Origin of the sequence: Streptomyces sp. NPDC004610 (genome assembly GCF_040609715.1) — a bacterium.
Classification (GTDB): Bacteria; Actinomycetota; Actinomycetes; order Streptomycetales; family Streptomycetaceae; genus Streptomyces.
In genome coordinates this window covers 61,812-82,585 of sequence record NZ_JBEXLA010000043.1, presented here as the reverse complement: position 1 = coordinate 82,585, position 20,774 = coordinate 61,812, and the positions used below count along the sequence as shown (strand labels likewise).

The window sequence follows — 20,774 nt, the reverse complement described above, 5'->3', positions numbered from 1 at the left end:
CGAGGAGCTCAGCAACGATGGCGGATGCCAAGGTCATTCCGTTCGACGACGACCGGTCCCGCGGGGGCGCGGCGCAGCGCCCGGCACGCCGCCGGGGCGGGGGCAAGCCCGCGTCGGTCCATCAGCTGGACGAGCGTCTCGACCCGCCCGCCGGAGGGCCGCCCGGCCGGACGCAGGATGATGGTCCGGTGAGCAGTGAGGAACCGGCGGCTGCGCCGGACGGCGGCAGCGGTGGCCTGGAACGGCGGATCGCCGGCGGACTGGCGTTCCTGCGCCGCCGCCTGACCGGCGACTACGAGGTCGACGACTTCGGCTACGACGAGGAACTCACCGACCAGGTCCTGATGTCGCTGCTGCGCCCGGTGTACGAGAACTACTTCCGGGTCGAGGTGAAGGGCATCGAGAACATCCCGGCCGAGGGCGGTGCGCTGATCGTCGCCAATCACTCCGGGACGCTGCCGCTGGACGGGCTGATGATGCAGGTCGCCGTGCACGACCATCATCCGGCGGACCGGCATCTGCGGCTGCTCGCCGCCGACCTGGTGTTCATGCTGCCGGTGGTCAATGAGCTGGCCCGCAAGCTGGGGCACACCCTGGCCTGCGCGGAGGACGCCGAGCGGCTGCTGGCGCAGGGCGAGCTGGTCGGGGTGATGCCGGAGGGGTTCAAGGGCGTCGGGAAGCCCTTCAGCGAGCGCTACAAGCTCCAGCGGTTCGGCCGGGGCGGCTTTGTGTCGACGGCGCTGCGGCAGGGCGCTCCGATCGTGCCGTGCTCCATCGTGGGCGCCGAGGAGATCTATCCGATGCTCGGCAACTCCAAGACCCTGGCCCGGCTGCTGGGCTTCCCGTACTTCCCGCTGACCCCGACCTTCCCGTGGCTGGGGCCGCTGGGCGCGCTGCCGCTGCCGACGAAGTGGACGATCCAGTTCGGCGAGCCGATCCCGACGGACGGCTATCCGCCGGAAGCGGCGGAGGACCCGATGCTGATGTTCAACCTCACCGACCAGGTCCGCGAACAGATCCAGCACACCCTCTACAAGCTGCTGGTACAGCGCCGCTCGGTGTTCTTCTGAGTTCTTCTGAGTTCTTCCGACCCCTGCCCTGTCCTTCGGGGCACGCCCGCCTTTCGGGCACGCCCGCCCTTCGGGTACGACGATGGGGGCGCCCTCCGTGAGAAGGGCGCCCCCATCGTCGTGGGGCTCGTCGGGCCGTGGGGCTACTCGGCGTCCTCGCTGTCGATGCCCAGGCCGGGCAGGAGGCCCGGGAGGAGCGGGGGCAGGGTGACATCGGGTTCGGCGCTGGGCGGTTTGGTGGGGGCCGGGCTGGTGCCGCCGGTGTTCTTCGGGGGGTCCAGCAGGCCGCCGGTGCCACCGCCGAGGAGGCCGTCGTTCTGGTCGGTGCCGGGGTCGGCGGGGTGGGTGGGGGTGCCGGGGCGGGACTGTCCGCCGTCGGTGGTGCCCTGGCCGGTGCTGGGGGTGGCGGACGAGCGGCCGGGGTCGGCGGAGCCGGTGGAGCGGTCGCGGCCGGGGCTGCTGCTCCGGTTGCCGCCGCCGGACGGGCCGGAGCCGTTCCTGGCGGGGGGCTGGGGGAGCAGGGACCGGAGCGGGGCGACCTCTTGGTCTATGGCGTCGAAGACCGAGGTGACCTGCTCGCTGACATCGCCCAGCTGGACCGGGAGCTTGTCGCGCAGGGCGCCCCAGGCGTCGCGGTGGGACCGGGAGAAGGAGGAGAGGGCCTGGATGGGGCCGAGTGAGTCGGGGTCGCGCTCGTAGGCGGCGGTGAGCAGTCGATGGCCCTCGGAGGCGTCGTGGGTCATTCCGGACAGGGCGCGGCGGATCTCGCCGAGGGACTCGTGGTCGAGGTGGCCGCCGCGACCGCGCTCCATCAGTCGTCTGGCCTCGTTGAGCCGGGTGGACGCCTGGTGCAGATATGCCTCGCCGCGCTCGTCGTCGCCGTCGGCGAGACCTCGCTTGAAGTCCTCTATGCCGCGTTTGAGGCCGTAGAGGGAGTCACCGGGGAGGGCGTCGGAGCTGGCGGCGGCGACTCCGCCGAAGGCGCCCGCCGCCACGCTCACGCTCAGACCGCCGGCCGTGAGGCCCTTGGCGAGTCGGCTGCGTGGGCGGAACTTCCCCAGCGAGGTGGCCCGGTGAGCGCCCCTTGTTCTGCGGGAACGCTGCTCGGGCACCGAAGGGTCCGCTGCCGCCGCTGTGGCGGTGCCCTCCTGGAGCATTGCCTCCATCGCGGCCACCAGTTGTGCCCGCTGAACGACCTTGACCTCGGGGTCCAGCTCCGGACGGGGCAGCTCGCCGAGACGTGTCGCGAGGGCCAGCAGACGGCCCTGCTCGGTCTGTTCGGCGGCTGCCGCGGCCGGGGGCGAACCCTCGGTCTGCTCGGCCGCCGTGCCCCGGCCGGACTGTTCCTCCGTGGCCTGGGCGAAGGCGTTCGCCCGCCGGTGTGCCGATACGTTCGCGATCACTGGCGGCACCTCCTCTCGTCATGACGGTCGACTCCCCAGGGGGTCCTGAGGGTTGCACGCCCTGACCATGAGCACACGATCGGGTGATCGGAGCCGGCCAGGGGGTGACCACAGGGAGCCTGCATCCCGCACAACGAGCGGCGCGGCACTTGGGTTACGGACTGCGGATGATCGGATCGGGGAGGCAACGGGCTTTCACTGACCATGAGTTGATGGTTGATGACCGTGTGTGAACGAAGCGGTGGTCAGCGGGCGTCGTCGGGGAGCAGTCGGGCGAGGGTGCGGACGGCACGGTACTGGAGGGTCTTGATCGCGCCCTCGTTCTTGCCCATGACGCGGGCGGTCTCCGCGACGGAGAGGCCCTGGAGGAAGCGCAGGGTCACGCATTCCTGCTGCTGGGGGTTGAGCCGACGGACCGCGTCGAGCAGGGCGGCGTTGGAGAGGGACTCCAGGACGGAGTCCTCCGGGGAGCGCTCGACCTCGTTGGCGTCGAGCATCTCGCCGGTCGTGACCTCCAGCCGGAAGCGGCTGGACTTGAAGTGGTCGGCGACCAGGTTGCGGGCGATCGTGACCAGCCAGGCGCCGAAGTCGCGGCCCTGCCAGGTGAAGGTTCCGATACGGCGGAGCGCGCGCAGAAAGGTCTCGCTCGTGAGGTCCTCCGCGGTGGCCTTGCCGCCGACGCGGTAGTAGATGTAGCGGTAGACGGTGTCGCTGTACTGGTCGTAGAGCCGGCCGAAGGCATCGGCCTCGCCCGCTTGGGCGCGCTCCACGAGATCCATCATGCGGGCGCTGTCGCTGTCGGCCGCGGGACGGCGGGCGGGGGCGGTGGCGGTCGCGGTTGCGGCGCCGGTCGTGCGGGACCGTCTGCCGACCGCGGCGGTCCCTTCGGCCAGTGCGTAGCACGGGCCCACGGGCGCGGTGGCGGAGGTGGAGGCGAGGGCGGGGACGGCGTACGCGGTGGGGACGAGGTCGCGCAGCAGTTGTTGGACCGTTGCGCGCAGCGTAGCCAGGCCCGAGGCGTCAACCCCGACGTGTGGGTACACGGGACTCCCAGAGGCAGAGCTTCCATCACGTGCAGTGCGGGACCGTTCACCCGTCGTAGCGACGGAGGGGTACCGGTTTGCGTCTGAGGAGAATAACGCTTCGTGCAGGCGCTGCTACACCCAGTTGCTCAAATCATCGATTACGTCGCTTCTGTAACCGGTTGATGCTCGATCAAGTGTCGATAGCTGAACGGTTGTTGATTGGAATGGATCGGTTTGAGGGTGGATACGGGGCGTGTTGTGGCGGTGCGCGGACAAGGGGAGTGGTCAGGGGGTTTCTTGGGTACGGTGCGATGATTGGCCGGTTTTCGGGGATGGGCCGGTTGGGTGTGTCGGGCTTTTTCGGGTGTGTCGGTGTTTGTGTGGTGGTGGGGTGTGTGGTGGTGGGGGTCACTCGAATGGTGCGGCACGATTGCCCGCAGCTGAGAGGGTGGGGGCGCGGCCTCCCGGGCTGGGACGGGCGGGCTAGCGGCGCCTTCGGTGCAAGGCGATCGCTGCCGCTGTGCCGCCCGCTACCGCGCCCACTCCGGCCGCCGCGGGGATGCCCACCTTCGCCGCCTTGCGGCCCGTGCGGTAGTCGCGGAGGCGCCAGTCGAGGGTGCGGGCGTGTTTGCGGAGCTTGCTGTCCGGGTTGATGGCGTAGGGGTGGCCGACCAGGGACAGCATGGGGATGTCGTTGTGGGAGTCGCTGTAGGCGGCGCAGCGGGTCAGGTCCAGGTGCTGGGCCGCGGCGAGGGCGCGGACCGCCTCCGCCTTCGCCGGGCCGTGCAGCGGCTCGCCGACCAGCTTGCCGGTGTAGACGCCGTCGACGGACTCGGCGACCGTGCCGAGCGCGCCGGTCAGGCCCAGGCGGCGGGCGATGACCGTGGCGATCTCCACGGGCGCGGCGGTGACCAGCCAGACCCGCTGGCCCGCGTCCAGGTGGGCCTGGGCGAGGGCGCGGGTGCCGGGCCAGATGCGCTCGGCCATGTACTCGTCGTAGATCTCCTCGCCGATCGACATCAGCTCGGCGACGCGGTGGCCCTTGACGATGGAGAGGGCGGACTCGCGGACGTCCTGCATATGGTCCGGGTCCTCGAAGCCGGCCAGCCGGAACCAGGTCTGCTGCCAGGCGAACTTCAGCAGATCGCCGGTCTCGAAGAACTTCCGCTTGTAGAGGCCGCGGCCGTAGTGGAAGAGGGCGGCGCCCTGCATGACCGTGTTGTCCAGGTCGAAGAAGGCGGCGGCGCGGGTGTCGCCGGGGACCGGGAACTCGGGCTCCTCGCCGGTGGCCGGCTGCTCGGCGGAGCCCTCGGTGGACTTGCGCGCGGCCTCGGCCGAAGCCTCGCCTGCCAGAACGCTCCGCGCCGTGGCGGAGCGCCTACGGGGGGTGAGCCATCGCAGAGCGGCCATGTCCGTGAGCATAGCCAGTCTGTTCGGTGGTTCCGGAGTGGGGAGGTTTGCGGGGTGTGAACTCTCCCGGTCCGCGGCGTAACGCCGGGGCGGGTGCGGCGGGCGGTTCCGGCGGGACAATGACGTCATGAGTCCCCTCTTTCGGCGCAAGGAATCCGGCGGCGGTCCCGGTGGTCCCGGTGGTCCCGGTGGTTTCGGTTCCGGTTCCGGTTCCGGTTCCGGTGGTCCGGAGCCCCGTGAGCGTGTCGTCACCCTTATCGGCAAGTCGGGCTGCCATCTGTGCGACGACGCCCGGACGGTGGTCGAGAAGGTGTGCGGGGAGGTGGGGGCGGTCTGGGAGGAGAAGGACATCACCGGGGACCCGGCGCTGCACGAGGCGTACTGGGAGCAGATTCCGGTGGTGCTGGTCGACGGGAAGCAGCACACGTTCTGGCGGGTCGACCCGGACCGGCTGAGGAAGGCACTGACCGGCCAGTACAAGTAGTCCGAAAATCGCTTAGGATCGACGGCGAATCGGTCTCGGGGGCGTGGACCTTGAAGGAGTGTGTGCGGTTTGACCCCCAGGGTCGTGGGTGCGCGGTGCCTGTGTGCCGGTGTCCGATGTGTGCGCCGGGGGCGCGTGACGCCGGTCACGTTCGCCGGGCAAATCGGACACCATCTTTGTGCACGCGTTCACAAAGACATAGCCTGCACTCGACGGGGCGGTCCGGGGACACCGGAGACACATGCCCGCCCGCAGCCCCGCTCTACCCGCAGGAGCACCGTGGCAACTGGCCGAACTCACCGACCGGCGACCCGTAGCCGAGGGATTCCCGAGGCCACCGTCGCCCGGCTTCCGCTGTACCTCCGTGCCCTCACCGCGCTCTCCGAGCGTTCGGTGCCCACCGTCTCATCCGAGGAACTGGCCGCCGCCGCGGGGGTCAACTCCGCGAAGCTGCGCAAGGACTTCTCGTATCTGGGTTCCTATGGGACGCGTGGTGTGGGCTACGACGTCGAGTATCTCGTGTACCAGATCTCCCGCGAGCTGGGGCTGACCCAGGACTGGCCGGTTGTGATCGTCGGTATCGGTAACCTCGGCGCCGCCCTCGCCAACTACGGCGGGTTCGCCTCCCGCGGTTTCCGGGTCGCCTCGCTGATCGACGCCGACCCGGCGCTGACCGGGCGGACCGTCGCCGGGATCCCGGTGCGGCACACCGACGACCTGGAGCAGATCATCTCCGACAACGGGGTGTCGATCGGTGTGATCGCCACCCCCGCCGGGGCCGCCCAGCAGGTGTGCGAGCGGCTGGTGGCCGCCGGGGTCACCTCGATCCTGAACTTCGCCCCGACCGTGCTGAGCGTTCCCGAGGGGGTCGACGTCCGCAAGGTCGATCTCTCCATCGAACTCCAGATCCTCGCCTTCCACGAGCAGCGCAAGGCCGGTGAGGAGCAGGAGCAGGCCGCCGAGAGCGCCGCGCCGGCCGCCCGCAAGAACGTCAAGGAGTCCGCCGAACAGGGGCCCGACGGGGACGTACCCGCCGTGATGCCGGCATGAGTCTGCTCGTCGTCGGGCTGAGTCACCGCAGTGCCCCGGTCAGTGTGCTGGAGCGGGCCGCGCTGAGCGGTGACGCCCGGATCAAGCTGGCCCAGGACACCGTCGCCGCCGACCCGGCCGCCGAGGCCGCCGTCCTCGCCACCTGCAACCGCATCGAGCTGTACGCCGATGTGGACAAGTTCCACGCCGGGGTCGCCGAGCTGTCCACGCTGCTCGCCCAGCACAGCGGGGTCGGCCTGGAGGAGCTCACTCCCCATCTCTATGTGCACTACGAGGACCGGGCCGTCCACCATCTCTTCTCGGTGGCCTGCGGGCTGGACTCCATGGTCGTCGGCGAGGGGCAGATCCTCGGGCAGATCAAGGACTCGCTGGCCACCGCCCAGGAGGGGCACACCGCCGGACGGCTGCTCAACGATCTGTTCCAGCAGTCCCTGCGGGTCGGCAAGCGCGCCCACACCGAGACCGGTATCGACCGCGCCGGGCAGTCGCTGGTCACCTTCGGGCTCCAGCAGCTCGCCGCCGGTGCGGAGACGGCCGCCTGGGCGCGCGGGAAGCGGGCCCTGGTGATCGGGGCCGGGTCGATGTCCTCGCTGGCCGCCGCCACGCTGGCGCGGGCCGGGGTCGCCGAGATCGTGATCGCCAACCGCACCGCCGAGCGCGCCGGGCGGCTGGCCGAGATCCTGCACCAGTCCGGCGAAACGGACGTGCTGGCCCGCGCGGTACCGATGGATGCGGTGCCGGACGAGCTGACACGTGCCGACATCGCCGTTTCCTGCACCGGAGCCACCGGACTCGTCCTCACCGCCGACCTGATCGCCGAGGCCCTGGAGGGCCGCACCGGGGTGCCCGCGGTCGAGATCGACGACGACCGGGACCGCCGTACCCGGCCCGGGGGCGGGCTGCCGCCGACCTCCGTGGGGAGCGAGGACGGGTGTCCGCTGGACCTCGCCGCCGCCCAGCCCGGGTTCTCCGTCATGGGCGAGGCCGCCGTCGCCGGTATGGACGCGGCGCAGTTGGAGCAGCACGCCAGCTGGGTGGCCGGCGGAGCCGCCGCCGAGCGGCGCGAGACCGTACGCGGCGGGCCCGGCGCCGACGCCGCACTGATCAGCGCGCTCGCCGTGACCGCCGCCGCCACCGGCCGGGTCCCCGAGCACCGGGGGCCCGAACCGGTCGCCGCCGCCGAGCGCCCCGAGCCGCTGCTGTTCCTGCTCGACCTCGCCATGCCCCGTGACATCGACGCCGCCGTCCACCGCCTCGCCGGGGTCCGGCTGGTCGACATCGAGACCCTCGCCGGCGCCTCCGCCGACGCGCCCATGGCCGCCGATGTGGACCAGGTGCGCGGAATCGTCTCCGCCGAGGTCACCGCGTTCGGCGCCGCCCAGCGTGCCGCGCACATCACGCCCACCGTGGTCGCGCTGCGCACCATGGCCGCCGAGGTCGTCGCCCAGGAGATCGCCCGGCTGGAGGGGCGGCTGCCCGCGCTCGACGACAAGCACCGCGCAGAGATCACCCAGACCGTGCGGCGCGTCGTCGACAAGCTGCTGCACGCGCCGACCGTACGGGTCAAGCAGCTCGCGGCCGAACCCGGCGGCGCCGGGTACGCGGACGCGCTGCGCACCCTGTTCGACCTCGACCCCGAGACGGCCGCCGCCGTCTCCCAGGCTGCCCAGGCCGTATCCCGGGCCGAGGACAGCACGGAAGTGAAGGACCGACGGGTATGACCGAGAAGGCCGAGAAGGCACTGAGACTGGGGACGCGGCGCAGCAGACTCGCCATGGCCCAGTCGGGACTGGTGGCCGACGCCGTGCGCCAGGTCACCGGACGGCCCGTGGAACTCGTCGCCATCACCACCGAGGGCGACATCTCCCGCGAGCACCTGACCCAGATCGGCGGCACCGGTGTCTTCGTCACCGCGCTGCGGGACGCGCTGCTGCGCGGCGAGGTCGACTTCGCGGTCCACTCGCTCAAGGACCTGCCGACCGCCCAGCCCGCCGACCTGGCGCTGGCCGCCGTACCGCCGCGCGAGGACCCGAGGGACGTCATCGTCGCCCGGGACGCGCTGAAGTTCACCGACCTGCCCCGCGGGGCCCGGATCGGGACCGGCTCACCGCGCCGCATGGCGCAGCTGAACGCGTATGCGCGCGGCCATGGGCTGGACATCGAGACCGTGCCGATCCGCGGAAACGTCGACACCCGCATCCGGTACGTGCAGGATGGGGAACTCGACGCCGTCGTACTGGCCGCCGCCGGGCTCAACCGGATCGGCCGCGGCGACGAAGTGACCGACTTCCTGTCGGTCGACACCGTTCTGCCCGCCCCCGGCCAGGGGGCACTGGCGATCGAATGCACCGCGGACAACGCGGCGCTGACCGCCCTGCTCGGCGAGCTCGACGACCCGTTCACCCGGGCCGCCGTGACCGCCGAGCGATCACTGCTCGCCGCCCTGGAGGCCGGCTGCTCCGCCCCTGTGGGCGCGCTGGCCGACCTCCTGGCCGACGGGCAGACTGCCAAGGAAATGCGCCTGCGGGGCGTCGTCGGCACGACCGACGGCACTCGTACGGTGCAGCTGTCCACCACCGGTCCCGTGCCCGAGACGCACGAGGGCGCAGTGGCTCTCGGCCGCGAACTCGCCGCCGAGATGCTCGCCCAGGGCGCGGCCGGTCTGATGGGGGAGCGAGCACAGTGAGCCCCACCACCCTTCCCGCCGGTCCGGAGCGCGGGCACGTCACCTTCCTGGGTGCCGGACCCGGAGATCCGGGACTGCTGACCTTGCGCGCCGTGGAGGCGCTGACGCACGCGGACGTACTGGTCGCCGAGCACGAGGTGCTCGACGTCGTACGCGTCCACGCGCGGCCGGGCGTCTCCGTGGTGAACACGGATCCGGAGGCCCGCGCGGGCTCCGATCCGGGCACACCGCAGCTGACGGTCGTTGACGGTTCGTCAACTTCCGTTGGTGGCCCCGCTCAGCGGGATGCCGCACATCTTGTCATGGAGGCCGCGCGGGGCGGCAGGCGGGTGGTGCGTGCCGTCCCCGGGGACCCGGGGCTGGACACGTACGCCGCCGAGGAGATGCTCGCCTGCGCCGCCGCCGGGGTGCCCTTCGAGGTCGTCCCCGGGATCGCCGCCGCCGTCGGCGTGCCCGCCTACGCCGGGGTGCCGCTGCGGGACGCGGAGGGGGCGGACGTCCGGTTCGTGGACGCCCGTACCGCCTCCGACCGGTGCTGGGCCGAGGTGGGGGCGTCGGACGGCACGGTCGTGGTGTCCACCGCCCTGGACTCGGTGGCGTCGGCCGCCGGGGAGCTGGTGTCGGCCGGCCGCAAGCCGGACACCCCGATCACCGTCACCGTCGCCGGGACGACGACCCGCCAGCGCACCTGGACCGCCACCCTCGGCACCATCGCGCAGACCCTGAAGCAGGCCAAGGTGCTGCCCTCGCCCGAGGGCGGCCGGCCGGTGATAGCCGTGGTCGGTGAGCGCAGCGCCGCCGCCCAGCGCGACCAGCTCTCCTGGTTCGAGTCCAAGCCGCTGTTCGGCTGGCGGGTGCTGGTGCCGCGGACCAAGGAACAGGCCGCCTCGCTCTCCGACCAGCTCCGCTCCTACGGGGCCGTACCGCACGAGGTGCCGACGATCGCCGTCGAGCCGCCGCGCACTCCGCAGCAGATGGAGCGGGCGGTCAAGGGCCTGGTCACCGGCCGGTACGAATGGATCGCCTTCACCTCCGTCAACGCGGTCAAGGCGGTCCGGGAGAAGTTCGAGGAGTACGGGCTCGACGCCCGTGCCTTCGCCGGGATCAAGGTCGCCGCGGTGGGCGAGCAGACCGCACACGCGCTGATCGCGTTCGGGGTGAAGCCCGACCTGGTGCCGAGCGGGGAGCAGTCCGCGGCGGGCCTGCTGGACGACTGGCCGCCCTACGACCCCGTCTTCGACCCGATCGACCGGGTCTTCCTGCCCCGCGCCGACATCGCCACCGAGACCCTGGTCGCCGGGCTGATCGAGCTGGGCTGGGAGGTGGACGACGTCACCGCCTACCGGACCGTGCGGGCCTCGCCGCCGCCGGCCGAGACCCGGGAGGCGATCAAGGGGGGCGGCTTCGACGCCGTGCTCTTCACCTCGTCCTCCACCGTGCGCAACCTGGTGGGGATCGCCGGGAAGCCGCACAACGTGACCGTGATCGCGTGTATCGGGCCCGCCACGGCCAAGACCGCCGAGGAGCACGGGCTGCGGGTGGATGTGATGGCTCCCGAGCCGTCCGTGCACCGGCTCGCGGAGGCGCTGGCCGAGTTCGGCACCCGGCGGCGGGCCGCCGCGGTCGAGGCGGGCGAGACGGTCACCCGGCCCAGCGAGCGACGGCCGGGGGCGCGGCGCAGGCGCAGTACGACGTAGTAGAGGAGCGGGGGCGCTGGGCGCGGGTCACCGCGCCCAGTCGCGCAGGAGTTGCTCCCGGGCCGCCCGCTTCGGGGTGTCCGGGCCCGCCGTGCGGCCCCAGTCGGCCATGGCCGACAGTGTTGTCGCCAGGGTCGCGGCGCCCTCGGTGAGGCGGGTCAGCAGGGTGTGGGAGAGGGCGACCTCCGGGGCGGGGTAGCCGGTGGCCGCCGCCGCGTACACGCTCGGCTCGTGGGTCGCGTCCGGGGTCTCCACCCGGACCGTCATCAGCGGCGGGTCCGCCTCCATGAGGCCGCTGTACGAGCCCGGGACCATGTCCAGGACCGCGCCGACCGTGCCGAGCGCCATGTCCGTCACCGCGCCCGCCCGGCGGCGCAGGGTCTGGACGGGGACGTCGGTGACGGTGAGGGAGCGGACGTCCTCCCAGGGGTAGAGGGCCGACTGCTTGTCGCCCAGGGCCAGGACGCCCTCCGGGGTCAGTCGGACGCCCGGGGCGAGGCCGGACGGCTTCGACCCCAGGTAGACATCGCCCTCGGTGATCCAGAACAGGCCGACCATGGCCATGCGGCGCTCACTCCACTCATTGCTTGGGTTCTTCTTGAGTTCATTGCTCGGGTTCTCGGGTTCCGGTTTTTAGGACGTGGGGGGTGGGGGTGGCGTTCCCGGGCGGGGCGGGGCGGGCCGACCGGGCGTCGGCAAAGGGGGCGGGGAGGCGGGCGTAGCGTAGGGGCATGTCGAAGTACGGATCCTTCCCCGGGGCGCGGCCCCGCCGGTTGCGCGGGTCTGCCGTGATGCGGCGGATGGTGGCCGAGACCCGGCTGCACCCCGCCGATTTCATTCTGCCCGCGTTCGTCCGGGAGGGCGTCAGCGAGCCGGTGCCGGTCGCCGCCATGCCCGGTGTCGTCCAGCACACCCGGGACAGCCTGAGGAAGGCCGCCGTCGAGGCCGTCGAGGCCGGGGTGTCCGGGATCATGCTCTTCGGGGTGCCCGAGGAGAGCAAGAAGGACGCCCTCGGGACGCCCGGCACCGATCCCGACGGGATCCTCCAGGTCGCCCTGCGGGACGTCCGCGCCGAGGTCGGTGACGCACTGCTGGTGATGTCCGACCTGTGCCTGGACGAGACCGTCGACCACGGCCACTGCGGGGTGCTGGACGCGCAGGGCCGGGTCGACAACGACGCCACCCTGGAGCGGTACGCCGAGATGGCCCGGGTCCAGGCCGACGCCGGGGCCCATGTCGTCGGGCCCAGCGGGATGATGGACGGGCAGGTCGGGGTCGTCCGCGACGCCCTCGACCGGATCGGGCGGCAGGACGTGGCGATCCTCGCCTACACCGCCAAGTACTCCTCCGCCTTCTACGGCCCGTTCCGGGAGGCCGTCGGCTCCTCGCTGACCGGGGACCGCAAGACGTATCAGCAGGACCCCGCCAATGTGCGGGAGTCGCTGCGGGAGCTGGCCCTCGATCTGGCGGAGGGCGCCGACATGGTGATGGTCAAGCCCGCCGGGCCGTATCTCGATGTGCTCGCCAAGGTCGCCGACTCCGTCGACGTACCGGTCGCCGCCTATCAGATCTCCGGGGAGTACTCGATGGTCGAGGCCGCCGCCGAGAAGGGCTGGATCGACCGGGACCGGGCGATCATCGAGACGCTCACCGGGATCAAGCGGGCCGGCGCGCAGAACATCCTCACCTACTGGGCCACCGAAGCGGCCCGCATGCTGGTCTGAGGCTCAGTTGAGGGCGGTTTCGGGCTCGGACTGCCAGTACGTCACCGACAGCTCGCTGTCGTAGTAGACGCCTCCGGCGGGGAGGGTCGGGGTCGCCGCGGGGCCGCCGTCGCTGTCGGGGGTGGAGCCCTGGAACCTCACCGTCAGCGTGCGGCCGGTGCTGCCGCCCGTGCCGGAGCCGTCGGCGGCGCTCAGCCTGATACCGGCGTAGCCGGATTCGCCGGGCTCCAGCATCGGCACGGACTGCGGCTTGCTGTCCTCGATGGCCTGCGGCACCCACTGCATCTCGTCGAAGCGGATCACCGGGTAGTACATCAGCGCGCAGGGCTGGGAGCCGGTGTTGGTGACGGTCATCAGCATGTGGTTCAGGGGGCGGGGGACCTCCTGGACGGTGGTGCGGGTGTTGGTGCCGTTGCAGAGGGTCCAGTCGTCGGCCGGGTCGGTTTCCGAGCCGTCTGCCGGGTCGGCTTCCGGGGTCGGGTTCGGGTTTGTCTTCGGGGTGCTGCCGCCCTGGCCGGACGGGGCGCTCTGGTCCTTGCCGGTGGTGGTCGGGGCGGTGGTGCCCGACTCCGGGGTCTGCTCGACAAGGGTGGACGCCCCCTCGTCGCGGGTGCCGGTGCCGTTCGCACAGGCGGTCAGGGCGAGGGCGGTGAGCGCGGCGCCGGTGGCGGCGAGCAGTCGGGTGCGGCGGAACGTACGCATGGTGGATCCCCGTTTCTGTGCGGTTCTGTGGTGCGGTGTGCTGGGATGACCGGAGCTTGTCCGCCGGTCCGTCCCGGGCGCCAGCGATGCCGGGCCATTCGGGACGCTGGAATGACTGCAACCGTCTGACCTGGAGGAACGTCGTTCCCTTGGAACGGGGAGATGGGACGAGGGGGAGGGGAGAACGGGTGTCGGAAGGCACGGGTCCGACCGGGTTCGCGGAACTTCTGAGGGAGCTGAAGGAGCGCTCCGGACTCAGCTACGGGGTGCTCGCCAAGCGGCTGCACATGAGTACGTCGACGCTGCACCGCTACTGCAACGGCGATGCCGTCCCCGCCGACTACGCGCCCGTCGAGCGCTTCGCCCGGCTGTGCCGGGCCGCGCCGGAGGAGCTGGTCGAGCTGCACCGGCGGTGGGTGCTGGCCGACGCGATGCGGGGGAGCGGGGCGAAGAAGGGGACGGGTGGGACGGGTACGGAGGTGAGGGAGGAGGCGGAGGCCGGGGGCGCTGAGGTGGCCGTGGAGCTTGCCGGGCCGCCGGTGCCGTCCGTCTCCGCGGGGCGGGCCCGGTGGCTGCGGCGGCGTACCGTCGTGCTCGCCGGGGTCGCGCTGGCGGGGGTGCTCGGGGCGGTGGCGTTCGCGGTGGGGCTGCCGTCGGAAGGGGCGGGACGGGACGGGGGTGCCGTGGGGGCGCCTGGCGTCGGCGGGGGGTCCGGGGAGCCGTCCGGGTCCGGGTCGCACTCGGTCTCGGCCTCGCCGTCGGCCTCGCCGTCCCCTTCCGCCTCGGTGTCCGCCTCCGGGTCCGGTCCGCCCTCGGTGGCGGTGACGCCGGGTGGTGGTGGCGCCGCGTCCGGCGGCACGGTCGACGCCGGGCCGCCGCTCACCGTCGCGACCCGCCCCCACACCTGGGAAGGGCCCTGCTCCCAGCACTATCTGATCGACCGTGAGCCGGCCGATGTGGGGCCGCCGCCCGTGGAGCAGGACGCGCCCGCCTGGGTGGGGGCGTACCGGGCGGTGTCGGCGGGGGAGCAGTTGCTGTCGCTGACCGTGCAGGGCACCGGCGCGGACACCGTGGTGGTCGAGGGGCTCACGGTCCGGGTGGTCGGCAGGGACACCCCGCTCGCCTGGAACGACTATGTGATGGGCGTCGGGTGCGGCGGGGACGTACCGGTCCGGCCGTTCAGTGTCGCGCTCGACGGGGCGCGGCCCGAGGTGGTGGCCGGGGCGGGGCAGCGGGACTTCCCGTTCAAGGTCAGCGAGTCGGACCCCGAGGTCTTCGAGATCACCGCCGACGCCTCGGCGTACGACGTGTCCTGGTATCTGGAGCTGCGCTGGTCCAGCGGGGAGCGTACGGGGACGGTCGTGGTCGATGACGGTGGGCGGCCGTTCCGGACGAGCGGGAACAACGGGCGGCCGGGGTATCAGTTCCCGCTGGGCGGCGAGGAGTGGGTGGACGCGGTGGACGGTACGGAGGGGGATGGGGAGGGGCCCTGAGGGGAGCCCGGTGCGGCGTCCGGATCGCGGAAATGTCTGTGCAGGGTGCAGTCATCTCCGTAGGCTGCGCGGATCCAGCCGCCTAAGGAGCCGCCGCCCATGACCGTCGCCGAGTCCGTGCCCCTTCCGTCCGCGCCCCTTCCGTCCGCCCGCTCCGGCTCCGCCGCCGCGCTGCCCCCGCTCGCCGCGCGGGCGCGGGCCGTCGGGGGGTCGCCCGTGCGGGACATCCTCGCCGTCACCGCCCGGCCCGAGATGATCAACTTCGCCGGTGGGCTGCCCGCGCCGGAGCTGTTCGACACGGACGGCATCGCGGACGCGTTCCGGGCGGTGCTCGCGGAAACGCCGGAACGGGCGTTGCAGTACGCGACGACCGAGGGCGAGCCCGCGTTGCGGGAGGGGTTGGCGGGGCGGCTCCGGGGGCGCGGGCTCGCCACCGGTGCCGGGGACCTGATCGTCACCACCGGGTCCCAGCAGGGGCTGGCGCTGGTCGCGACGGCTCTGCTCGAACCCGGGGACACGGTGCTGGTCGAGGATCCGTGCTACCTCGCCGCGCTCCAGGCGTTCGGCTTCGCCGGGGCGCGGGTGGTGGCGGTGCCGGGGGACGCGGACGGCATCGACCCCGGGGCGCTGGAGGAACTGGTGGTGCGGGAGCGGCCCAAGCTGCTCTACACCGTCCCCACCTTCCAGAACCCCACCGGTCGTACCCTGCCCGCCGAGCGCCGGGCCGCCGTCGCGGATGTCGCCGCCCGGCGCGGGCTGTGGATCGTCGAGGACGACCCGTACGGCGAACTCCGCTTCGAGGGGGAACGGGTGCCGTGGATCGCGGCGCAGCCGGGGGCCGGTGACCGGGTCGCGCTGCTCGGCTCGCTGTCCAAGGTGATGGCGCCCGGACTGCGGCTCGGCTGGCTGCGCGCCCCCGCTCCGCTGCTGCGGGCCTGCGCGGTCGCCAAACAGGCCGCCGATCTGCACACCCCGACCGTCAACCAGCTCGCCGCCGCCCGCTATCTCGCCGACCGCGACCTGGACGCCCATGTCGGCCGGGTCGCCGCCGTCTACCGGGAGCGGCGGGACGCCATGCTCGCCGGGCTGGCCGGCGCCCTGCCCGAGGGCTCCACCTGGAACCGGCCCGAGGGCGGCATGTTCCTCTGGGCCCGGCTGCCGGAGTCGTACGACACCACGGCGCTGCTGCCGCGGGTCGTCGCGCACGAGGTGGCCTATGTCCCCGGGGCGCCCTTCTTCGCCGGGGAGCCCGACCGGGCGACCCTGCGGCTCTGCTTCGTGACCCAGACGCCGGAGGAGATCGGGGAGGGGCTGCGGCGGCTGCGGGCGGGACTGCTCGGCGCTTGAGCGTGGTGCGGCCGTCCTCTCCCCCGGGGAGGACGGGCCGTCGTACCGGTGCGCTACTTCGCGGGGACGACCCGCAGGCCGAAGTGGTGGGTGCCGAGTGCCTCGGCGATCCCGATGAACAGATACGCCACATGCTCCTGACCGGCCGCCGCCCCGATGCCGCCGAGGTCCATCAGCGCGTCCTCGGGCCAGCCGAGGTCGGTCATCAGACCCGAGACGATCCGTTTGGCCTCCGGGTCGTCGCCGGACAGGAACTGTGTGCTGGGGCCGGACAGGACCGCCGGGTCCGCCATCACCACCGCGTCCACCGTGGTGAACGCCTTCACCACCCTGAGCTGCGGGAACGTCCGCTGGATCGCCTCGCCCAGCGACTCGTGGAGATGGGAGAGGGCCCCCTCGGGGGTGAACCCCACGGCGATGTCCATCAGGACCTTGCCGGACAGGGCGTCCGCGCCGATGCCGTCGAGCAGCGCGACGGACCCGGTCCCCGGGGTGACGTTCACCAGGACCTCGCCATGGGCCGCCGCCTCCGCGACGGACGCCACGGGCAGACCGTCCAGCGCGGCCTTGCGGTTGCCCGGGTCGCGTGAGCCCAGCAGGACGTCGTGCCCGGCCGCGATCCAGGCGGGCGCGAGGGCACGGGCCACATTGCCGGTGCCGAGGAAACCGATACGTACGGGAGTCGATGTGGTTCGCATACCCGGGACGCTAGGTGCGCGCCCCGGGTGGCGGCATCGGGCCGGGGGACCAGCCGGGACCTACGTCCCCCGGCCCTGGCCTCAGCCTTTTGGCCCGCGTACGGCTGATTCGGCCGGGCCCGCCGGTCCCGCCGATGGGGTTGGTTCCGTCCCCGTCAGAGGCGTTCCGGTGTGCGGATGCCCAGCAGTGCCATGCCCCGGTGGAGCGTACGGGCCGTCAGATCGCACAGGAACAGCCGGTTCTCCACCTGCTCCGGCGTCTCGGCCTTCAGCACCGGGCACTTGTCGTAGAAGGTCGTGTAGAGCGACGCGAGCTGGTACAGATACGCCGCCAGCTTGTGCGGCGCGTACTCGCCCGCCGCCTCCGCCACGGTCTCCCCGAACGCGTCGACATGCAGGCCGAGCGCCCGCTCCGCCGGCTGCAGCGCCAGCTCCGGATGGGCCGCCACGGGGTGGGTCCCACCGGCCCGGCGCAGGATCGACCGGATCCGGGCGTACGCGTACTGGAGGTACACCGAGGTGTCCCCGTGCAGTGACACCATCTGGTCCAGGTCGAACTTGTAGTCCCGGCTCGCCGACGTCGACAGGTCCGCGTACTTCACCGCACCGATGCCGACCTGCGCCCCGCGCTCCGCGATCTCCTCCTCGGAGAGGTCCTGCGCCTTCTCCCGGACCACCGCCGACGCCCGCTCGATCGCCTCGTCCAGCAGATCCACCAGCCGTACGGTCTCGCCCTCACGGGTCTTGAACGGCTTGCCGTCCTTGCCGAGGACCGTGCCGAAGGCCAGCTGGTGCGCGGTGACATCGTCGTTCAGCCAGCCGGCCCGGCGGGCGGTCTCGAAGACCATCCGGAAGTGCAGCGACTGACGGGCGTCCACGACATACAGCAGGGTGTCCGCCTTGAGGTGGAACACCCGGTCACGGATCGCGGACAGATCGGTCGCCGCGTAGCCGTAGCCGCCGTCCGACTTCTGCACGATCAGTGGGACCGGCTTGCCGTCCGGGCCCTTGACGTCGTCGAAGAAGACACAGAGGGCGCCCTCGGAGCGGACCGCGACCCCCGACTCCTCCAGGAGGCGGCAGGTCTCCGCGAGCATGTCGTTGTAGCCGGACTCGCCGACGATGTCCGGGTCCCGGACCTCCATGTCCAGCTTCTCGAAGACCGAGAAGAAGTAGATCTTCGACTCGTCCACGAACTTCTGCCACATCGCGAGCGTGCGCTCGTCGCCCGCCTGGAGGTCCACCACCCGGCGCCGGGCCCGCGTCTTGAATTCGTCGTCCGCGTCGAACAGCCTGCGCGCGGCCTTGTAGAGCCGGTCCAGACCGGACATCGCCTCTTCGCCGGTGACCTCGCCGTCCCCGGTGGTCCGGTGGTCCAGCTCGTGCGGGTGCTCGTCCAGATACTGGATCAGCATGCCGAACTGGGTGCCCCAGTCGCCGATGTGATGACGCCGGACCACCGACTCTCCGGTGAACTCCAGCAACTGCACCACGGCGTCGCCGATCACCGCGGAGCGCAGATGCCCGACGTGCATCTCCTTCGCCACGTTCGGCTGGGCGTAGTCGATGACCGTGGTGCCGGGGTGGGGGGCCGTGGGGATGCCGAGACGGCCCGTGTCGTCGGCGTAGCGCTCCGCGAGGTTGCGGGTGATCGCGGTGTCCGTGACGGTGATGTTCAGGAAGCCGGGGCCGGAGACCTCGATGTCCTGGATCAGCTCGCCGGTGGTGACCTGGGCGACGACGTCCGTCGCCAGTTCGCGGGGGTTGCGCTTGTTTTTCTTGGCCAGGGCGAGGATGCCGTTGGCCTGGAAGTCGGCTCGGTCGCTCCGTCGCAGCAGGACGTCTCCGACGGTTTCCGGGAGGGTGGCCGTGAGGGCGGAGGACAGGTGCTGTTCGACTGCGTCGCTGAGGGACGTGACCGGGGCCATGGGGTGGGTGCCGTTCTCCTCGATGGGATTGTTAGACACGGTCAGTATTTCATGGGGGGTGTAGGGGTTTTCTCGGGCGCTGCGGGCCGGTGGGGGCTGGTCGCGCAGTTCCCCGCGCCCCTTCACATGCGGCTGCGCCGCTGTGAGTGCTGCGCGGCTGGGGCGCTGTGAAAAGGGGTTTTCGCCGATTGCGGGGTTGCTGGGAGGATGGTGGGGTCGGCCGGTGTCCGTACCTGGCTGCTTCTGGAGAAAGAAGGACGTGCCGATCGTGGCTCAGAGCACCGAGACCACCGACTGGGTCTCCCGTTTCGCGGATGAGGTCATCGAGGAGTCGGAGCGCCGGGCCCCGGGCAAACCGGTCGTCGTCGCATCGGGGCTCTCCCCCTCCGGGCCCATCCACCTGGGCAATCTCCGCGAGGTCATGACCCCGCACCTGGTCGCCGACGAGATCCGGCGCCGGGGACACCAGGTACGCCATTTGATCTCCTGGGACGACTACGACCGGTACCGCAAGGTGCCCGCCGGAGTCACCGGCGTCGACGAGAGCTGGGCCGAGCACATCGGCAAGCCCCTCACCTCCGTCCCCGCCCCCCACGGCTCCGCCCATCCGAACTGGGCCGAGCACTTCAAGGCCACCATGGTCGAGGCGCTCGCCGAGCTGGGCGTCGAGTTCGACGGCATCAGCCAGACCGCCCAGTACACCTCCGGCGTCTACCGCGAGCAGATCCTGCACGCCATGCGCCACCGCGCCGACATCGACGCCATCCTCGACCAGTACCGCACCAAGCCGAAGGCCGGCGCCAAGCAGTCGCAGAAGCCCGTCGACGAGGCCGAGCTGGAGGCCGCCGAGGGCTCCGGCGCCGCCGCCGAGGACGACGGCTCCTCCGGTTCCTCCGGCTACTTCCCGTACAAGCCCTACTGCGGCAACTGCGGCAAGGACCTCACCACCGTCACCTCCTACGACGACGACACCACCGAGCTGACCTACTCCTGCGGCGCCTGCGGCTTCTCCGAGACCGTCCGGCTCAACGAGTTCAACCGGGGCAAGCTGGTCTGGAAGGTCGACTGGCCCATGCGCTGGGCCTACGAGGGCGTCGTCTTCGAGCCGAGCGGCGTCGACCACTCCTCGCCCGGGTCCAGCTTCCAGGTCGGCGGGCAGATCGTCGGCATCTTCGGCGGCAAGCAGCCCATCGGGCCGATGTACGCCTTCGTCGGGATCTCCGGCATGGCGAAGATGTCGTCCTCGCGCGGGGGCGTACCCACGCCCGCCGACGCGCTGAAGATCATGGAGCCGCAGCTGCTGCGCTGGCTCTACGCCCGCCGCCGCCCCAACCAGTCCTTCAAGATCGCCTTCGACCAGGAGATCCAGCGGCTCTACGACGAGTGGGACAAGCTGGACGCGAAGGTGAGCGAGGGGGCCGCGCTGCCCGGCGATGTCGCCGCCCACGCGCGAGCCGTCGGCACCGCCGGGGGGCTGCTGCCCCGCACCCCCCGCCCGATGCCGTACCGGACCCTCGCCTCCGTCGCCGACATCACCGCGGGGCACGCCGACCAGGCCCTGCGGATCCTCTCCGAGCTGGACCCCGAGCAGCCGCTCGCCTCCCTGGACGAGGTCCGGCCCCGGTTCGACCGGGCCGAAGCCTGGATCAACACCCAGGTCCCCGCCGACCAGCGCACCATCGTCCGCGAGCAGCCCGACACCGAGCTGCTCAAGTCCCTCGACGACCAGGGCCGGGAATCCCTGCGGCTTCTGCTCGACGGGCTCGCCGGTCACTGGTCCCTCGACGGACTCACCCATCTCGTGTACGGCGTCCCCAAGGTCCAGGCCGGGTTCTCCGCCGACGCCACGCCCAAGGAACTGCCGGCCGAGATCAAGACCGCCCAGCGGTCGTTCTTCGCCCTGCTGTACCACCTGCTGGTCGGGCGGGACACCGGGCCCCGGCTGCCCACGCTGCTGCTTGCGGTGGGGCAGGAGCGGGTGCGGGGGCTTTTGGGGGAGTAGGGGTTCTCGGATTCGCTACGGGGCTTTCGCTACGGGGCGTTCGGCGCGGGGTCGC

17 protein-coding genes are annotated in these 20,774 nt (G+C 71.9%); 10 read left to right on the top strand and 7 right to left on the bottom strand.

What is annotated here, in order from left to right; translation table 11 throughout:
* The first annotated feature begins 17 nt into the window (after positions 1-17).
* Positions 18-1,070, top strand: coding sequence for a lysophospholipid acyltransferase family protein (locus tag ABZX40_RS35535; protein ID WP_355747424.1), 1,053 nt, complete (start codon positions 18-20; stop codon positions 1,068-1,070).
* A 143-nt stretch (positions 1,071-1,213) separates the two neighbouring features.
* Here the strand turns inward: ABZX40_RS35535 and ABZX40_RS35530 are convergent, their stop codons facing one another.
* The 3 genes from ABZX40_RS35530 to ABZX40_RS35520 form a co-directional block, all read right to left on the bottom strand.
* Entirely contained in the window at positions 1,214-2,473 is a 1,260-nt protein-coding gene (locus ABZX40_RS35530) for a DUF5667 domain-containing protein (RefSeq protein ID WP_355747421.1), read from the bottom strand.
* A 245-nt stretch (positions 2,474-2,718) separates the two neighbouring features.
* Complete coding sequence (locus tag ABZX40_RS35525; RefSeq protein ID WP_355747418.1) at positions 2,719-3,516, bottom strand: ECF subfamily RNA polymerase sigma factor, BldN family; 798 nt, start codon at positions 3,514-3,516, stop codon at positions 2,719-2,721.
* A gap of 465 nt (positions 3,517-3,981) precedes the next feature.
* The gene (locus tag ABZX40_RS35520; RefSeq protein WP_355747415.1) at positions 3,982-4,908 is read right to left on the bottom strand and encodes an HAD-IB family hydrolase; all 927 of its coding nucleotides are present in this window, start codon (positions 4,906-4,908) and stop codon (positions 3,982-3,984) included.
* Between the two features lie 256 nt (positions 4,909-5,164).
* Between ABZX40_RS35520 and ABZX40_RS35515 the strand changes: the two genes are divergently transcribed.
* The 5 genes from ABZX40_RS35515 (at position 5,165) to ABZX40_RS35495 (ending at position 10,825) form a co-directional block, all read left to right on the top strand.
* Positions 5,165-5,392: a glutaredoxin family protein gene (locus ABZX40_RS35515; protein WP_355747456.1), complete on the top strand. Its 228-nt coding sequence runs from the start codon at positions 5,165-5,167 to the stop codon at positions 5,390-5,392.
* A 279-nt stretch (positions 5,393-5,671) separates the two neighbouring features.
* Positions 5,672-6,442 (top strand): redox-sensing transcriptional repressor Rex, encoded by a 771-nt coding sequence (locus ABZX40_RS35510; RefSeq protein ID WP_355747412.1) that lies wholly within the window; start codon positions 5,672-5,674, stop codon positions 6,440-6,442.
* The gene (locus ABZX40_RS35505; protein ID WP_355747409.1) at positions 6,439-8,163 is read left to right on the top strand and encodes a glutamyl-tRNA reductase; all 1,725 of its coding nucleotides are present in this window, start codon (positions 6,439-6,441) and stop codon (positions 8,161-8,163) included. Before ABZX40_RS35510 ends, ABZX40_RS35505 begins: the two co-directional genes overlap by 4 nt.
* The gene (gene hemC / locus ABZX40_RS35500) at positions 8,160-9,128 is read left to right on the top strand and encodes a hydroxymethylbilane synthase (RefSeq protein WP_355747406.1); all 969 of its coding nucleotides are present in this window, start codon (positions 8,160-8,162) and stop codon (positions 9,126-9,128) included. The genes ABZX40_RS35505 and hemC overlap by 4 nt, the downstream gene beginning before the upstream one ends.
* On the top strand, positions 9,125-10,825 hold the full coding sequence (locus ABZX40_RS35495) for a bifunctional uroporphyrinogen-III C-methyltransferase/uroporphyrinogen-III synthase (RefSeq protein WP_355747403.1): 1,701 nt from the start codon (positions 9,125-9,127) through the stop codon (positions 10,823-10,825). Before hemC ends, ABZX40_RS35495 begins: the two co-directional genes overlap by 4 nt.
* Positions 10,826-10,852: 27 nt before the next feature.
* On the opposite strand, the gene ABZX40_RS35490 is transcribed toward ABZX40_RS35495, so the two are convergent.
* Positions 10,853-11,389, bottom strand: coding sequence for a hypothetical protein (locus ABZX40_RS35490; protein ID WP_355747400.1), 537 nt, complete (start codon positions 11,387-11,389; stop codon positions 10,853-10,855).
* Positions 11,390-11,556: 167 nt separating this feature from the next.
* Between ABZX40_RS35490 and hemB the strand changes: the two genes are divergently transcribed.
* A complete protein-coding gene (hemB, locus tag ABZX40_RS35485) occupies positions 11,557-12,549 on the top strand; it encodes a porphobilinogen synthase (RefSeq protein ID WP_355747397.1) in 993 nt (330 codons plus the stop codon).
* Positions 12,550-12,552: 3 nt separating this feature from the next.
* On the opposite strand, the gene ABZX40_RS35480 is transcribed toward hemB, so the two are convergent.
* Positions 12,553-13,251, bottom strand: coding sequence for a DUF4232 domain-containing protein (locus tag ABZX40_RS35480; protein ID WP_355747394.1), 699 nt, complete (start codon positions 13,249-13,251; stop codon positions 12,553-12,555).
* Positions 13,252-13,439: 188 nt separating this feature from the next.
* Between ABZX40_RS35480 and ABZX40_RS35475 the strand changes: the two genes are divergently transcribed.
* Positions 13,440-14,744: a helix-turn-helix transcriptional regulator gene (locus ABZX40_RS35475; protein ID WP_355747391.1), complete on the top strand. Its 1,305-nt coding sequence runs from the start codon at positions 13,440-13,442 to the stop codon at positions 14,742-14,744.
* Positions 14,745-14,843: 99 nt separating this feature from the next.
* Positions 14,844-16,091, top strand: a complete 1,248-nt coding sequence (locus ABZX40_RS35470) for a PLP-dependent aminotransferase family protein (protein ID WP_355747388.1) — start codon at positions 14,844-14,846, stop codon at positions 16,089-16,091.
* A gap of 53 nt (positions 16,092-16,144) precedes the next feature.
* On the opposite strand, the gene ABZX40_RS35465 is transcribed toward ABZX40_RS35470, so the two are convergent.
* A complete protein-coding gene (locus ABZX40_RS35465) occupies positions 16,145-16,789 on the bottom strand; it encodes an NAD(P)-binding domain-containing protein (RefSeq protein ID WP_355747385.1) in 645 nt (214 codons plus the stop codon).
* Positions 16,790-16,944: 155 nt separating this feature from the next.
* Entirely contained in the window at positions 16,945-18,717 is a 1,773-nt protein-coding gene (gene argS, locus ABZX40_RS35460; protein ID WP_355747454.1) for an arginine--tRNA ligase, read from the bottom strand.
* A gap of 259 nt (positions 18,718-18,976) precedes the next feature.
* Between argS and lysS the strand changes: the two genes are divergently transcribed.
* On the top strand, positions 18,977-20,719 hold the full coding sequence (gene lysS / locus ABZX40_RS35455; protein ID WP_355747382.1) for a lysine--tRNA ligase: 1,743 nt from the start codon (positions 18,977-18,979) through the stop codon (positions 20,717-20,719).
* The last annotated feature ends 55 nt before the right edge of the window (positions 20,720-20,774 follow it).